Source organism: Streptomyces sp. NPDC050145, from assembly GCF_044460245.1.
Lineage (GTDB): Bacteria > Actinomycetota > Actinomycetes > Streptomycetales > Streptomycetaceae > Streptomyces.
In genome coordinates this window covers 181,957-196,434 of record NZ_JBITJS010000005.1, presented here as the reverse complement: position 1 = coordinate 196,434, position 14,478 = coordinate 181,957, and the positions used below count along the sequence as shown (strand labels likewise).

Here is a 14,478-nt window from a genome sequence, read left to right as displayed (position 1 = left end):
GGGGACTGTGCACGGGGTGGGGTGGCACAGTTTTCGCCGCGGCGTTCGCCGCGGCTACTCACCCGCGTGACAACTTTCGGGCTTTCCTGGTCTGACGTACCGTCACATCGTGGACGTTTCCAGGGCTGTCGGGGACGTATCGGGATCAGGGCGCCGAAGCCCCTCGGGCCGCTCCCGGCCCCCCGCGCCCCGCCCGCCCCGCACCGCGAGGAGCACCGCGCCGGCCGCCAGGACCAGGACCCCCGCACCGCCCGCGACCAGCGGGACCGTCGTGCCGAGCAGCGTCAGCCGGTCGTTGTCGTCCTGCGCCAGCGCCACCTGCGCGCGCTGCGTCGCCGGGGTGAACGCGATCTTCCGGCTGTCCAGGAGCACCGCCGCGTCCCGGTCCGTGCCCGGTGCGCGCAGCGTCTTGCGCGGGCCGATCGCCGCGTACAGGACGCGGCCCGTGAGCCGGTCGGCGACCAGCTCGACGCCGTGGTTGGCGTACCACTCCTCGGCGAGGACCTGGCCCCGCTTCGGCTGCCCGACGAGCTTTCCGGGGACCAGGCGGGAACCCGTCCTGGCCGGGGCGACCGTGCCGGTGAACCGGTAGCCCTCGTAGCCCTGGACCTTCGTCGTGCCGCGGAAGCGGAGCGGGATCGTCGCGCCCAGCGTGTTGTCCCACCAGGTGTACGTCCGCCGCTCCACCCGGAACGGGAACTTCAGGTAGGCCTCACCCCGGAACGCGGGGCTCTCGCCACAGCAGTGCACCGGGAGGTTCGTCTTCCGGTCCGTGACCCAGCGCTCCTGGGTCCACTGCAACGCGTCGTGCGGATCCGCGGCCGGCAGCGAGGCGTCCGTGTCGACCGAGGTCGTCACGTCCCACACCGCCGTCCCGCCGCGCTCGCCGTCCGCGACGTCGCCGCGCACCTGACGGGTGATCGTGATCCGTTTGTCGTGCACGGTCCGGATCTTTCCGGTGTCGAAATAGCTGCCGGTTCCGGTGAACACCGTCGTGGTGTCGGTGTTCAGCGGAGTGCGTTCGGCGCGTGGTTCGACGTACCACGCGAGCAGCCCGGCGAGCACCAGAAGGAACGCGCCCACACCTATGGCCACCAGCGGAAACGTCCGGGACGCGGCCCGGGTCGAGGTCGGGGAAGCATGCGAGGCACTGCGACTCATGGGGCGCTCCTGGGGGGTAGGGCGCCACGGCATGGCCGTGGTCGGCCGGTCATGGGCCGGGAACCGTAGACCGGCTCTTGACGCAGTGTCAATCTCCTGACCACACTGGGGACTTGCCGGAACACACAGGGTGGGGACCGACCTCAGAACTCCGAGATCTTGGACGAGAGGCTGACCCTGCGATGAACCGACTGCTTGCCGCGGCGCTGTCCGTGGCCGCCGGTGCGGCCCTCGCCGTCGCCGCGGCCTTCGGCGTGCTCGCGCTGATCGACGCGACCCCCGAGCAGCCCAACACGCCGCTGCTCACCTATGAGACACCCGGATCGGGGCGCTGACCCGTGCCCACGACCACCACCCGCTCCGCCTGGTGCGACGTGCCGCGCCCGCAGGTGCGGCAGTTCTCGGCGCTCTCCCTGGAGGAGGCGCCGCGGCTCGCCGAGGACATCCTGCGGGAGATCCGCCACGAGTTCCCCCAGTTACCCCTCGTCATCGACGCGTCGGGCGAACCCATGGCGCTCGTCGGCATCCGGCGCGCCATCGAGGGCTTCGTCCGGCACCTGGCCACCGTCTCCGGCGCCCTCGGCGACACCGACGGGACGACCGACCAACTCCCCTCCATGTTCCAGGAGTTCGGACGCGGCCAGAGCCTGCACGGGCAGAGCCTCGACGCCCTCCAGGCCATGTACCGGCTCGGCGTCAAACTCGCCTGGCGCCGCCTCGCCGACATCGGCCAGCGCCTGCGCATCCCGCCCCCCGCCATGTACGAACTCGCCGAGTCCGGCTACGAGTACCTCGACAGCCTCGTCGACCAGTCCGTCCGCGGCTACGCCGAGGCCGCCGCCCGGCAGGCCGGAGAACGCCTGCGCCAGCAGCGCAAACTCATGGACCTGCTGCTCGACGGGCACGCCGTCGCCCCGCCCGACCCCGTCAAGGCCCTCACCGAACGCGCCGCCCGCATCGGCTGGCCCGTCCCCGACCAGGTCGCCGTCGGCGTCCTGCTACGCCCCGCGCGCGACGCGGTCGCCCCCGCCGTCGGCCCCGACGTCCTCCTCGACATGGAGACCGAACGGCCCCGGCTCGTCGTCCCCGACCCCGACACGGGCGGCCGGCCCGACCTGCTGCGCCGCGCCCTCACCGGCTGGTCCGGCGCGATCGGCCCGCCCGTCGCACCGGCCGACGCCGCGAAGTCGCTGCGCTGGGCCGAGTCCGCCGTCGCCCTCATGGAACGCGGCCTGCTCCCCGCCACCGACGTCCTGCGCTGCACCGAACACACCCAGGCCCTCGTCCTCCTCCAGCCCGAGGAGCTCGTCGACGACCTCGCCCGCCGCGCCCTGGCCCCCCTCACCCACTGCGGCCCCGCCCACTCCCGCCGCCTCGCCGAGACCCTCCTCGCCTGGCTGGAGACGCGAGGAGGCGCCCCCGAAGTGGCCGCCCGCCTCGGCGTCCACCCCCAGACCGTCCGCTACCGCCTGCGCCAGATCCGCGAACTGTGGGGCGACGAGGTCGACGACCCGGACCGCCGCTTCGAACTCGAACTGGTCCTGAGGGCCCGTCGCTTACGAGGAGAACTCGGGCCCCCGTAGACCCCGCTCCGGACCGGCGGCGGCGATCCATTGCCCCCGGGGAGAGCCTGTACGTACCCTGTGTTCGCGATGCCGAATGACGGTTGAAATTTCGAACAAGGGAGGGGGTCGGTGATGGGACGCCTCGTGCCGGCCGTGACCCGGGCTCTGGACATCCTCGAGCTCTTCCTCGACGGGGACGGGACGCTGACCGCCCCCGACATCGTCCGCAAGCTGCAACTGCCCCGCACCACCGTGCACGAGCTGGTCTCCACGCTCGCCGCCCGGCAGTACCTCGTGCAGGAGCCAGGTCAGCCCGGCCGTTACCGCCTGGGCGTGCGGCCCTACCAGCTCGGCAGCCGCTACGCGGAGCAGCTCGACCTCGCCGCCGAGGGCCGGGAGGTGGCCCGCACCGTCGCCGAGACCTGCGACGAGACCGTCCACGTCGCGATCCTCGAGGACACCGACGTCATCTACATCGCCAAGGTCGACTCCACGCACGCCGTGCGCATGGTCTCCGCCGCCGGCCGCCGGCTGCCCGCCCACTGCACCTCCGTCGGCAAGATGCTGCTCGCCTCGCTGCCCGAGCGGGAGCTCGACGCCCGGATCCCGGACGACGCCGAGCTGACCGGCATGACGGAGAACTCGATCACCGACCCGGCCGCCCTGCGCACCCACCTCGCCGCGATCCGCGAGCGCGGGGTCGCCCTCGAGAGCCGCGAGTCCAACCCGGACGTGTCCTGCGTCGCCGCGCCCGTGCGCGACCGCACCAACCGGGTCGTCGCCGCGCTCTCCATCTCCGTACCGATGATCCGCTGGAGCGACGACCGCGAGGCCGAGCTCGCCGAGCTGGTCGTGAAGGGCGCCGCCGACCTCTCGGAGCGGCTCGGCCACCGGGGCCGGCCGTGAGGGCCGAGCAGGCCGTCGCGGCCTGTGCCGAGCTGGGCGAGGGGCCGACCTGGGACCCGGCGGCGGGCCGGCTGATCTGGGTCGACATCCTCGGCTCCCGCGTCCACACCTACGAGCCCGCCACCGGCCGCCGCACGGTCCGCGCGACCGAGCAGCACGTCGGCGCCGCCAAGCCGCGCACAGACGGCGGCCTGGTGCTCAACCTCCGTGACGGCGTGGGAAGTTGGGCACCCGACGGCGCCTTCTCCTGGCTGCACCGGGACCCGGTCCCGGGCCGACGCGGCAACGACGCGGCCGTCGCCCCCGACGGCGCGCTCTGGGCCGGCTCCATGCACTACGACGAGGCGCCCGGCGGCGGTCACCTGATCCGCGTCGGCCCCGACGGCACGACCACCGAGATCCTGCCCGCCGTCACCGTCTCCAACGGCACCGGCTGGAGCCCCGACGGCCGCCTCATGTACTACGTGGACTCCCCGACCCGCCGCATCGACGTCTTCGACGTATGGGGCGAACGCCTCGGCGAGCGGCGGGAGTTCGCACGGATCCAGGAAGGTTCCGGTTTCCCGGACGGCCTCACCGTGGACGCCGACGGCTGTGTCTGGGTCGCCCTGTGGGACGGCGGCGCCCTCCACCGCTACACCCCCTCCGGCACCCTCGACCGCACCGTCCCCCTCCCGGTCCGCCGCCCCACCGCCTGCGCCTTCGGCGGCCCCGACCTCACCGACCTGTACGTGACCACGGCCCGCGTCGGCCTCGACGCGCCGGCCCCCCTGGAGGGCTCCCTCCTCGTAATCCCGGACGCCGGGCAGGGCCTCCCGCAACCCGCGTACGGCGAGCGGTAGTTCGCCGACGACACCGGCCCCGCCCGTGGTGGACACAGGCGGGGCCGGGGCTCGCGGGGCGGGACTCAGGCGCTGAAGGAGTGCACCGTCGTGCTCCGGTACGTCTCGCCGGGACGCAGCACCGTGGACGGGAACGACGGCTGGTTCGGGGAGTCCGGGAAGTGCTGGGTCTCCAGGCAGAGCCCGTCGCCCTGCCGGTAGGTCCGGCCGGAGGGGCCGGCGAGGGTGCCGTCGAGGAAGTTGCCGGAGTAGAACTGCACGCCCGGCTGGTCGGTGGCGATTTTCAGGGTGCGGCCGGAGCCCGGGTCGCGCAGCGTCGCGAAGGGCACCGGCCGGTCCGTGACGCCCTTGTCCAGGACCCAGTTGTGGTCGAAGCCCTTCGCGGTGACCAGCTGCGGGTGCGCGGTGCGGATGTCCCGGCCGATGGGCTTGGCGCGGCGGAAGTCGAAGGGCGTGCCCGCGACCTTCGCCAGCTCACCGGTCGGGATGAGCCCGGAGTCGGTGGGCGTGAACCGGGAGGCTTCCAGGGCGAGTTCGTGGTCGTAGATGCCGCCGCTGCCCTCGCCCGCGAGGTTGTAGTACGTGTGGTTGGTGAGGTTCACGACGGTCGCCTTGTCCGTCACCGCCGCGTAGTCGATGCGCCAGTCGCCGCGCGCGGTCAGGGTGTAGGTGACCCGCACCCGCAGCGTGCCCGGGTAACCCATCTCGCCGTCGGGCGACGTGTAGTGGAGGCGCAGACCCACATCGGGGCCGGCGACGAAGCCTTCCACGTCCCAGACCCGGGTGTTGAAGCCCATGGCGCCGCCGTGCAGGGAGTTGTCCCCGTCGTTCACGGACAGTTGGTAGGTCCTGCCGTCGAGCGTGAACCGGCCCTTCGCGATGCGGTTGCCGTAGCGTCCGATCGTGGCGCCGAAGAACGTGGTCCCGGTGACGTAGCCCTCGATGTGGTCGTAGCCGAGGGACACGTTGGCGTACCGGCCGTGCCGGTCCGGGAGTTCGAGGGACTGGACGATGCCGCCGTAGGACAGGACCTTGAGACGCGTCCCGCCGTTCTCCAGGGACCAGCGGTGGATCTTCGTGCCGTCGGCGAGCGTGCCGAAGGGTTCCTTGTGCGGCGTGCGACCACCGCTGCCGGTGGCGTGTGCCGTACCACCGAGGGCGGTGGCGGCGACCCCCGCCGCGGCCGCCGATGCCAGGACTGTGCGTCTGCTCAGTTCCATACGTGACTCTCCCTAAGGTCAACTGTGCTGTCAGGAACCGGACCTGCGCTTGTTCCACACGTCGAAGCCGACCGCCGCCAGCAGGGCGAGGCCCTTGATCACCTGTTGCCAGTCGGTGCCGACGCTCAGGAGGTTCATGCCGTTGTTCAGGACGCCGAGGACCAGGCCGCCGATGATCGCGCCGAGGACCGTGCCGACGCCGCCGCTCATCGACGCGCCGCCGATGAACGACGAGGCGATGGCCTCGAGTTCGAAGTTCAGGCCCGCCTTCGGCGACGCCGCGTTCAGGCGGGCCGCGACCACCAGACCGGCCAGCGCCGCGAGGACGCCCATGTTGAGGAAGACCAGGAAGGTGACCTTCTTGTCCTTGACGCCGGACAGCTTCGCCGCGGGCAGGTTGCCGCCGATCGCGTAGATGTGGCGGCCGAACACGGCGTTGCGCATCACATAGCCGTAGCCGACGATCAGCGCGCCCAGGATGAGCAGCACGATCGGTGCGCCCTTGTAGCTGGCGAGCAGCAGCGTGACGACGAGGATCGCCGCGACGATCGCGACCAGCTTCAGCAGGAAGATGTTGCGCGGCAGCACCTGGAGCGAGAACTCCTGCTCCCGCCTGCGGTCACGGACCTCCTGGAGCACCGCGAACACGACGAGGGCGAGCCCGAGCAGCAGGGTGATGTTGTGGTAGTTGGTCTCCGGGCCGGTCTCCGGCAGGAAGCCGTTGCCCATCTTCTGCAGGCCGTCGGGGAACGGTCCGAGCGTCTGCCCCTTCAGCAGGATCTCGGTGAGCCCGCGGAAGAGCAGCATGCCCGCGAGCGTCACGATGAAGGAGGGGATGCCGAGTTGGGCGATGAGGAACCCCTGAAGGGCTCCGGCCGCCGCGCCGACCATCAGGCACAGGACGAGCGCCAGCGGCCAGGACATGCCGTGCTGCACCGTGAGCACGGCGGCGAACGCGCCGGTGAACGCGGTGAGCGAGCCGACCGACAGGTCGATGTGGCCCGCGATGATCACCAGCATCATGCCGATGGCGAGGATCAGGATGTAGCTGTTCTGGAGGACCAGGTTGGAGACGTTGCGCGGCAGCAGCAGGTCCCCGTCGGTCCACACGGCGAAGAGCGCGATGATCAGGCCGAGCGCGATCAGCATGCCGTACTGGCGCATGTTGCGGCGCAGGCCGTCGAGCACGAGAGGCAGCAGCCCGCCGGCCGAGGCCCCCGGCGGCGCGGCCGCCGGGCTCTTGTCGGTCACTTCGGTGCTCATCGCGTTACCTCTTTGTCCTTCGTCATCTGGCGCATCAGCACTTCCTGCGTGGCCTCGGCCCGCGCGAACTCACCGGTCAGCCGACCGGCGGCCATGGTGTAGATCCGGTCGCACATGCCCAGCAGTTCGGGCAGTTCGGAGGAGATGAAGACGACCGCCCTGCCCTCGGCGGCCAGCCGGTCGATGACCGTGTAGATCTCGTACTTGGCGCCGACGTCGATGCCGCGGGTCGGCTCGTCGAGAATCAGCACCTCGGGCCCCGCGAAGATCCACTTGCTGAGGACGACCTTCTGCTGGTTGCCGCCCGACAGCTTGCCGACCGGCTCGAACACGGTGGGCGCCTTGATGTTCATCGACGTGCGGTACCCCTCGGCGACCTGCCGCTCGTCGTGCTCGTCGACGATCCCGTGCCGGGCCACCTTGCCGAGCGCGGTCAGCGAGATGTTCCGGTTGATCGTGTCGATGAGGTTGAGGCCGTAGTGCTTGCGGTCCTCGGTGACGTACGCGATCCCGTGCCCGATCGCCTCCGCGACCGTCTTCGTACGGATCTCCCGGCCGTCCTTGAGGACCGTGCCGCTCGCGTGCCGCCCGTACGTGCGGCCGAACACGCTCATCGCGAGCTCGGTGCGGCCCGCGCCCATCAGCCCGGCGATCCCGACGATCTCCCCGCGCCGCACCTGCACCGACACGTCGTCGACGACCTTGCGCTGCTGGTCGATCGGGTGGTGCACGGTCCAGCCGCGGATCTCCAGGGCGGGCGCGACCCCCTCCTCGGGCTGGTGCGGGGTGCGCTCGGGGAAGCGGTGGTCGAGGTCGCGCCCGACCATGCCCGAGATGATCCGGTCCTCGGTCGTCCCCGGGTCCTTGACGTCGAGCGTCTCGATGGACCGGCCGTCGCGGATGATCGTCACCGAGTCGGCGACCTTGCGGATCTCGCCCAGCTTGTGGGAGATGATGATCGAGGTGATGCCCTGCTGCTTCAACTCCAGGATGAGATCCAGGAGTTTGCCGCTGTCCTCGTCGTTGAGCGCCGCCGTCGGCTCGTCGAGGATGAGCAGCTTCACCTCCTTGGAGAGCGCCTTGGCGATCTCCACGAGCTGCTGCTTGCCGACCCCGATGTCGCACACCCGGGTCTCCGGGTGGTCGTCGAGGCCGACCCGCCGCAGCAGCGCGCTGGCGTGCCGCAGCGTCTCCCGCCAGTCGACGAGCCCGCGCCGCGCGTGCTCGTTGCCGAGGAAGATGTTCTCGGCGAGGGAGAGGAACGGCACGAGCGCCAGCTCCTGGTGGATGATCACGACGCCGTGCTGCTCGCTCGCGCGGATGTCCTTGAAGCGGCAGACCTCTCCGTCGAAGAGGATCTCGCCTCCGTACGTGCCGTGCGGGTGGACGCCGGAGAGCACCTTCATCAGGGTCGACTTGCCGGCGCCGTTCTCCCCGCAGACGGCGTGGACCTCGCCCCGGCGGACGGACAGGCTGACGTCCGACAGCGCCTTGACGCCGGGAAAGGTCTTGACGATCGAGCGCATTTCCAGGACGGGTCCCGCCATGGTCCTGCCTTCCGGTGAGAGTGGGGTGGGGCGGTCGGTGGGTCCGGTCGGACCGCCGCGCGCTACTTGAGCTGGCCCTCGGTGTAGTAGCCGCCGTCCACCAGGACCGACTGGTAGTTCGCCTTGTCCACGCTCACCGGCTGGAGCAGATAGGCCGGGACGACCTTCGTGCCGTTGTCGTACGACTTGGTGTCGTTGACCTCGGGCTTCTTGCCCTTGAGGGCGTCGTCCACCATGTTCGTGGCGACCTCGGCGAGCTTGCGGAGGTCCTTGTAGACGGTCATCGTCTGCTGGCCCGCGATGATCGACTTCACGGACGCCAGCTCGGCGTCCTGACCGGTGATCACCGGGAGCGGCTTGGACGAGGAGCCGTAGTTGTCGGACTTCAGCGCCGACAGGATGCCGATCGAGATGCCGTCGTACGGGGACAGGACCGCGTCGACCTTGGCGCTCTTGTACGACTTGGTGAGAATGTCGTCCATGCGCTTCTGCGCGGTCGCCCCGTCCCAGCGCAGGGTGGTGACCTTGTTGAGCGCGGTCTGGCCGGAGCGGACGACGAGCTTCTTGTCGTCGATGTACGGCTTGAGCACGCTCATCGCGCCGTCGAAGAAGTACCGGGTGTTGTTGTCGTCGTTCGACCCGGCGAACAGCTCGATGTTGAAGGGGCCCTTGCCCTTCTTCAGGCCCAGCCGGTCGACGATGTAGTTCGCCTGGAGCTCGCCGACCTTCGCGTTGTCGAACGAGGCGTAGTAGTCGACGTTCTCGGTGCCGAGGATCAGGCGGTCGTAGGAGATGACGGGGATCTTCGCGTCGGCGGCCTGTTGCAGCACGTTGCCGAGGGACTTGTTGTCGATCGCCGCGACGATGAGGGCCTTGACGCCCTGCGTGATGAGGTTCTCGATCTGCGAGACCTGCTGGTCGGGGTCGTCCTCGCCGAAGACGAGCTTGGTCTTGTACCCCTTCGCCTTGAGGTCCTTCTCGACGTTCTTGCCGTCGGTGATCCAGCGCTCGGAGGACTTGGTCGGCATCGCGATGCCGATCGTGCCGCCCTCGGATCCGCCCGCCTTCTCCTCGCTGCCGCCCTCGCCGCTCTGGCCACAGGCGGTGAGGGTGAGGGCGAGGGCCGCTCCTGCGGCGGTCGCGACGAATGCGGCTCGGCGGTGTGCCATGGTCATCATCCTTGGGGTCGGGGGGTACGGGTTCGGTCGGGCTGAGCGCGGGGTGGGAGCGTCAGGAGGCCATGTCGAACCGGCGGAGGTCGCCGGGCAGCCGGGTGCCCAGGGGCGACATGCCGCCCCCGGCGCCGTGCCGTTCGAGCAGGTCGAGGGCGAGCCGGCCGCGCCGCACCCGCTCCCGGGCGGTGGCCAGCGTGACGTCCCGCAGCTGGGCGCCGTACGGGTAGATCGACGGCGCCTTGGCGAGGCCGAACTTCAGGTACAACGGGGCGCCGCGGCGCACCAGTTCGGCGATCTCGTACATCCGGACGTACCCGCCGAGGTCGTCCGGGGCTTCCACGTACAGGTCCATCGGGGCGGCCGAGACCCGGCGGATCTCGGTCAGATGGGCGAGGGTCAGATCGCTCGGCACGTTGAGGGAGTCGGCGCCGAGCCGCTCGTAGACGGCGTACGCGGCCGGGTTCACGGGGCCGATGAGCGCGGAGACCTTGAGCGTGGTGTCGGCGGGGATGACGCCCGTGGCGCGCGCCCGGTGCAGGGTCCACAGCACGCCCTCGTCGGCGACGAGCAGGCACTTGACGCCCAGCTCCGTGGCGCGGACGGCGTCCTCGACGCATCCGGCGACGGCGTCGTGGCCCCGGGAGCGCAGCCCGGCGCCGCCCGAGTCGGTGCGCACCGAGGCGCCGGTGTCCCAGGTGCCGCGGGGGCCGGTGAACAGGCAGAGCTCGATGCCGCGTCCGGCGGTCGCGTCGACCATCTCGGTGATCTCGGCGTCCCGCAGCATCCAGACGCCGCTGCCCTGGCTGACGCGGTGCACGGGCACGTCCAGGCGGGCCGACTCGGCCAGCACGGTGGCGAGGGCCTCCGGGCCTTCCACGGACGGGATCTCGACGCGCCAGGTGCCGCCGTCGGGGAAGGTATGGGGGCTGGTGTCGCCGGGGTCGGCGGGAGGGGCGTGCAGGCCCAGGGCGGACAGTGCGGGTTCGCCGGGGCGGCGGGGTGTGTCGGTCACGCGGGGCCCTTCCGGTGCGGTTCGGCGTTTCTGTTGTTCGGTATCTCGAACGTGGTTCGGATCGGTGAGCGGACTTCGGGCCGTGACGGGGTGCGCCGGTAGAGCGCCGGCCCGGACCGGCTAGGGGCGCAGCAGCACCTTGCCCACCTTCGGGTCGCCGGAGGCGGTCAGGTCCATCGCCTCCTCGAAGCCGCCCAGGGGGAGTTCATGGGTCACCAGGGGGCGCGGCCGGAGCAGGCCCGCGGCGAACAGGCGGACCGCGTGCGCCCAGGCGGCCGGTGTCGCGCCGAACACGGTGCGCACCTCCAGCTGCCGTACGACCAGATCCGTCGGGTCGAGGCCCTGCGCACCCGGAGCCGGGATCCCGGTGAGCACGAGCCGCCCGCCGCGCCGGAGCAGCGAGGCCGCGGTGCGGGCGGCCGAGACGGATCCGGCGGCCTCGATCACGACATCACGGTCGTCCGGCAGCGGCTCGTCGCACAGCCGGAAGTCCGTCGCCCCGAACTCCCGGGCCAGGCCCTCCCGTTCACGGTCCAGGCCGACGACGAGCAGGTCCGCCGGCGAGCCCGCCGCGAGGATCTGCACAGCCAGCAGCCCGAGCGTCCCCGCCCCCACGACGGCCACGCGCGCGCCCGGCGAGGCGCCGGCCTTCAGCGCGGCGGCGGCGACGCAGGCCGCCGGTTCCAGAAGTGCCGCGGCGGTCAGGTCGGCGTCGTCGGGCAGTACGTGGAGCAGCCGGGCCGGCAGCGTCAGCGTCGCGGCCATCGCCCCGGGCCGGGTGAAGCCCGTCTCCTCGTACCCGGCGGTGCACAGCGTCGTGTCCCCGGCGTGGCACCGCTCGCAGACCTGGCAGTTCCGGAAACCTTCGCCGACGGCGCCGCGTTCCACGAGCGCCTCCGGCACGCCCTCGCCCACGGCCTCGACGACCCCGGACCACTCGTGCCCCGGCGTCACCGGGTACCGCACGTACTCGGCGGGCCGGTTGCCCCGGAAGAGCTCGCGGTCGCTGCCGCACACGCCCACCGCGTGCACCCGCACCCGCGCCTCCCCGGGCCCGGGCGCGGCGGGCGCGTGCGGGACCAGCCGGTGGCGGCCCGGCTCCTCTACGACGACGGCGTGGCTCACGCGCTGCCCTTCGGGTCGCGCTTCTCCCAGCCCTCGGCCCACAGGTCGAACCGGGCCTGCTGCTGCGGGAACTCGGCCGCCGCGTCCACGTCGAGCTCCACACCGAGCCCGGGTGCGTGCGACAGCTCGAAGTAGCCGTCCACGACCTCCGGCGCGCCCTTGACGAGGTGCTTGATCCCGGCGTCCGCGAAGTCGTTGAAGTGCTCCAGGACCTTGAAGTTCGGTGTCGTGAAGCCCACTTGGAGCGAGGCGGCGGTCAGCACCGGGCCGCCCACGTTGTGCGGCGCGACCAGCATGTAGTGGGTCTCGGCGGTGGCGGCCAGCTTCCGGGTCTCCCAGATGCCGCCGATGTGGCCGACGTCGGGCTGCAGGATGTCCGCCGCCTGGCTCTCGAACAGCTCGCGGAACTCGATCCGGTCGTGGATCCGCTCGCCCGTCGCCACCGGGATCTCCACCTTGGCCGCGACCTTCTCCAGCGCCTTCAGGTTCTCCGGCGGCACCGGCTCCTCCAGCCACGCCGGCTTGAAGGGCGCGAGGTCCCGGGCGAGCCGGATCGCGGTCGCGGGGGAGAAGCGGCCGTGCATCTCCAGCATCAGCTCGGCGTCCGGACCGATGGCGTCCCGCACGGCCTCGATGAGCGAGACCGCGTACAGCGACTCCTCGTGGCCCAGCTCGAAGTGCCCGGTCCCGAACGGGTCGATCTTCAGTGCCCGGTACCCGCGCTCCATGACCCGCTTCGCCGCGTCGTGGTACGCCTCGGGGGTCCGCTCCGTCGTGTACCAGCCGTTCGCGTAGGCCTTCACGCGGTCGGTGACCTTGCCGCCGAGCAGCTGCCAGACGGGGACGCCGAGCGCCTTGCCCTTGATGTCCCAGCAGGCCATCTCGATCACGGCGATGCCGGACATCACGATCTCCCCGGCCCGCCCGTAGTCCCCGTACTTCATCCGGCGGACGAGATCCTCGATCGCGAACGGGTCGGAGCCCAGGATGTGGTTGGCCTGAGCCTCCTTCAGATAGCCGACCAGCGCGTCCGTGCGGCCCAGCATCCGGGTCTCGCCGACACCCGTGAGTCCCTCGTCGGTGTGCACCTGGACATAGGTCAGGTTCCGCCACGGTGTGCCGACCACATGTGTGCTGATTCCCGTGATGCGCAAGGCTGTTGCCCCCAGTGATGTTCGATATTTCGTCACGCGTTCGAAATCGTGGCGTGACAGTAAGGACGGCCCTGTGGAGGTGTCAATGGGTCTGCGTGGATCCGCTCACGTCGGAAGGGCGTGTTCCGCACAGAAGATTCACAGTGTCGTCGTCTTGCCTCACCGCGTGGCGCCTAGCCTCCCTACGTCATGGACTACTGCCACCCCTGCCGACGCCACCTCAACGGCGCTGTGACCTGCCCCGGTTGCGGCACGCCCGCCGAGGCCGTGCACGCCTACGCCGAGGCGCTCGCCGCGCAGGAGGCGGTCGAGGAGACCGCGGCGGAACCCGAGGAGGCGCCGCTCCGCCCGCGCGGCCGGCGGCGCCGCTCCACCCGGGCCCGGACCCAGCGGCGCAGGCGCCGTCGCGTGCTGTTCGTGGCGGCGGGGCTCGCCCTCGCGGCGGGCGGACTCGGCGTCGCCGAACTCTCCGACTCCGGTCCGCCGGCCGACACCCAGGCCGCCCCCGACGTCACCGGCGCGGAGGAGACCGGCACCGGCTCCACGCGTCCCGCCGAGCCGAGCCAGGGCTCGACGCCGCCCGCCTCCGCCACCGGCGGCCCGACGGCCTCCGCGTCCCCGAGCGCGAGCCGCGCTCACCCCGACGCCGAGAAGTCCCCGTCGAAGGAGCCGGAGAAGAAGGAGAGCCGGAGCCCGGCCGGCGCGGACACCCCGGCCACGAGCACACCGCCGCAGGCCCCCTCGACCGCCCGGCCGACGACGAGCGCCCCGCGCCCCACGTCCGCGCCGCCCGCCCCGGCCCCGGCACCGACCGAGACCTGCGACCGCTTCCTGTGGTGGTGCACCTGACGGCTGCCGGGGCATCTGGGCGAGCGGCCAGGCGGTGTCTCTGACGGTTGCCGGGGTGTCAGAGCGAGCCGTCGGGTGGTGCGGCTGACGGCTGCCGAGGTGTCTGAGCGCGCCGTCGGGTGGTGCGTCTGACGGCAGCCGAGGTACCTGGGCGAACTGTCAGGCGGTGCGCCTGACGGCCTGCCCGGTGCGGCCGGCGGCTCAGGCCGTGCCGATCATCCGCCGCAGCATGTCCCGGAACACGAGCCGCTCCTCGTGCGACAGTCCGGCCAGCGGCTCCCGGGCGAAGTCCAGCGAGTCCCGCAGGCTCCGTGCCACCCGGACGCCCTCCTCGGTCGGCGCGGCCACCTTCACCCGCCGGTCCCCGGGCGAGGGCTGCCGCTCCACCAGGCCCCGGGTCTCCAGCCGGTCCACGATCCCCGTGATGTTCGACGGCTCGCACTTCAGGCGGTGGGCGATCTGCCGCATCGGCAGCGGGTCGAGCGAGAGCAGCCCGAGGACCCGCGCCTGCGCCCCCGTGAGGCGGTGCCGCGCGGCGGCCTCCTCGTACTCCTGGTGGTAGCGCGCGACGACGGCCCCGATCAGCTCGACGACTTCGAGCGTGAGGGGGTCGGTGCGGCGCGAACGGGTGGCGGTCATGCCATCCAGGGTACCCAGAT

14 protein-coding genes are annotated in these 14,478 nt (G+C 71.6%); 5 read left to right on the top strand and 9 right to left on the bottom strand.

Annotated features, from left to right (window positions below; translation table 11 throughout):
* Positions 1-102 precede the first annotated feature (102 nt).
* Entirely contained in the window at positions 103-1,161 is a 1,059-nt protein-coding gene (locus tag ACIBTU_RS12430; RefSeq protein ID WP_399125998.1) for a DUF3068 domain-containing protein, read from the bottom strand.
* A 182-nt stretch (positions 1,162-1,343) separates the two neighbouring features.
* Between ACIBTU_RS12430 and ACIBTU_RS12425 the strand changes: the two genes are divergently transcribed.
* From ACIBTU_RS12425 to ACIBTU_RS12410, 4 genes are all read left to right on the top strand, one after another.
* Entirely contained in the window at positions 1,344-1,496 is a 153-nt protein-coding gene (locus ACIBTU_RS12425) for a DUF2613 family protein (protein WP_188339108.1), read from the top strand.
* A gap of 3 nt (positions 1,497-1,499) precedes the next feature.
* Entirely contained in the window at positions 1,500-2,744 is a 1,245-nt protein-coding gene (locus ACIBTU_RS12420; protein ID WP_399125997.1) for a helix-turn-helix domain-containing protein, read from the top strand.
* A 114-nt stretch (positions 2,745-2,858) separates the two neighbouring features.
* Complete coding sequence (locus ACIBTU_RS12415; protein WP_399125996.1) at positions 2,859-3,632, top strand: IclR family transcriptional regulator; 774 nt, start codon at positions 2,859-2,861, stop codon at positions 3,630-3,632.
* Entirely contained in the window at positions 3,629-4,474 is an 846-nt protein-coding gene (locus ACIBTU_RS12410) for an SMP-30/gluconolactonase/LRE family protein (RefSeq protein ID WP_399125995.1), read from the top strand. The genes ACIBTU_RS12415 and ACIBTU_RS12410 overlap by 4 nt, the downstream gene beginning before the upstream one ends.
* 65 nt (positions 4,475-4,539) lie before the next feature.
* Here the strand turns inward: ACIBTU_RS12410 and ACIBTU_RS12405 are convergent, their stop codons facing one another.
* From ACIBTU_RS12405 to ACIBTU_RS12375, 7 genes are all read right to left on the bottom strand, one after another.
* Positions 4,540-5,694: an aldose epimerase family protein gene (locus tag ACIBTU_RS12405; protein ID WP_399125994.1), complete on the bottom strand. Its 1,155-nt coding sequence runs from the start codon at positions 5,692-5,694 to the stop codon at positions 4,540-4,542.
* Between the two features lie 30 nt (positions 5,695-5,724).
* Positions 5,725-6,957, bottom strand: a complete 1,233-nt coding sequence (gene mmsB, locus ACIBTU_RS12400) for a multiple monosaccharide ABC transporter permease (protein ID WP_399125993.1) — start codon at positions 6,955-6,957, stop codon at positions 5,725-5,727.
* Positions 6,954-8,504 carry a multiple monosaccharide ABC transporter ATP-binding protein gene (mmsA, locus tag ACIBTU_RS12395; protein ID WP_399125992.1) on the bottom strand — a complete coding sequence of 517 codons (1,551 nt, stop codon included), beginning with the start codon at positions 8,502-8,504 and terminating at the stop codon, positions 6,954-6,956. The genes mmsB and mmsA overlap by 4 nt, the downstream gene beginning before the upstream one ends.
* A gap of 62 nt (positions 8,505-8,566) precedes the next feature.
* Positions 8,567-9,673, bottom strand: a complete 1,107-nt coding sequence (gene chvE / locus ACIBTU_RS12390; protein ID WP_399125991.1) for a multiple monosaccharide ABC transporter substrate-binding protein — start codon at positions 9,671-9,673, stop codon at positions 8,567-8,569.
* A 61-nt stretch (positions 9,674-9,734) separates the two neighbouring features.
* Complete coding sequence (locus ACIBTU_RS12385; protein ID WP_399125989.1) at positions 9,735-10,691, bottom strand: hypothetical protein; 957 nt, start codon at positions 10,689-10,691, stop codon at positions 9,735-9,737.
* 120 nt (positions 10,692-10,811) lie between these two features.
* Complete coding sequence (locus tag ACIBTU_RS12380; protein ID WP_399125988.1) at positions 10,812-11,816, bottom strand: zinc-binding dehydrogenase; 1,005 nt, start codon at positions 11,814-11,816, stop codon at positions 10,812-10,814.
* Positions 11,813-12,970: a mandelate racemase/muconate lactonizing enzyme family protein gene (locus tag ACIBTU_RS12375; RefSeq protein ID WP_399125986.1), complete on the bottom strand. Its 1,158-nt coding sequence runs from the start codon at positions 12,968-12,970 to the stop codon at positions 11,813-11,815. The genes ACIBTU_RS12380 and ACIBTU_RS12375 overlap by 4 nt, the downstream gene beginning before the upstream one ends.
* A 189-nt stretch (positions 12,971-13,159) precedes the next feature.
* On the opposite strand from ACIBTU_RS12375, the gene ACIBTU_RS12370 reads away from it, so the two are divergent.
* Positions 13,160-13,819, top strand: coding sequence for a hypothetical protein (locus ACIBTU_RS12370; RefSeq protein ID WP_399125985.1), 660 nt, complete (start codon positions 13,160-13,162; stop codon positions 13,817-13,819).
* A 201-nt stretch (positions 13,820-14,020) separates the two neighbouring features.
* Here ACIBTU_RS12370 and ACIBTU_RS12365 read toward each other — a convergent pair whose 3' ends face one another.
* The gene (locus ACIBTU_RS12365) at positions 14,021-14,458 is read right to left on the bottom strand and encodes a MarR family winged helix-turn-helix transcriptional regulator (RefSeq protein ID WP_399125984.1); all 438 of its coding nucleotides are present in this window, start codon (positions 14,456-14,458) and stop codon (positions 14,021-14,023) included.
* Positions 14,459-14,478 lie beyond the last annotated feature (20 nt).

What these genes read in the sequence shown, in the direction of transcription:
- mmsB (WP_399125993.1), bottom strand. Translation starts at nt 6,957, where the DNA reads ATGAGCACCGAAGTGACCGACAAGAGCCCGGCGGCCGCGCCGCCGGGG.
- ACIBTU_RS12405 (WP_399125994.1), bottom strand. Translation starts at nt 5,694, where the DNA reads ATGGAACTGAGCAGACGCACAGTCCTGGCATCGGCGGCCGCGGCGGGG.
- ACIBTU_RS12365 (WP_399125984.1), bottom strand. Translation starts at nt 14,458, where the DNA reads ATGACCGCCACCCGTTCGCGCCGCACCGACCCCCTCACGCTCGAAGTC.
- mmsA (WP_399125992.1), bottom strand. Translation starts at nt 8,504, where the DNA reads ATGGCGGGACCCGTCCTGGAAATGCGCTCGATCGTCAAGACCTTTCCC.
- ACIBTU_RS12415 (WP_399125996.1), top strand. Translation starts at nt 2,859, where the DNA reads ATGGGACGCCTCGTGCCGGCCGTGACCCGGGCTCTGGACATCCTCGAG.
- chvE (WP_399125991.1), bottom strand. Translation starts at nt 9,673, where the DNA reads ATGGCACACCGCCGAGCCGCATTCGTCGCGACCGCCGCAGGAGCGGCC.
- ACIBTU_RS12425 (WP_188339108.1), top strand. Translation starts at nt 1,344, where the DNA reads ATGAACCGACTGCTTGCCGCGGCGCTGTCCGTGGCCGCCGGTGCGGCC.
- ACIBTU_RS12370 (WP_399125985.1), top strand. Translation starts at nt 13,160, where the DNA reads ATGGACTACTGCCACCCCTGCCGACGCCACCTCAACGGCGCTGTGACC.
- ACIBTU_RS12430 (WP_399125998.1), bottom strand. Translation starts at nt 1,161, where the DNA reads ATGAGTCGCAGTGCCTCGCATGCTTCCCCGACCTCGACCCGGGCCGCG.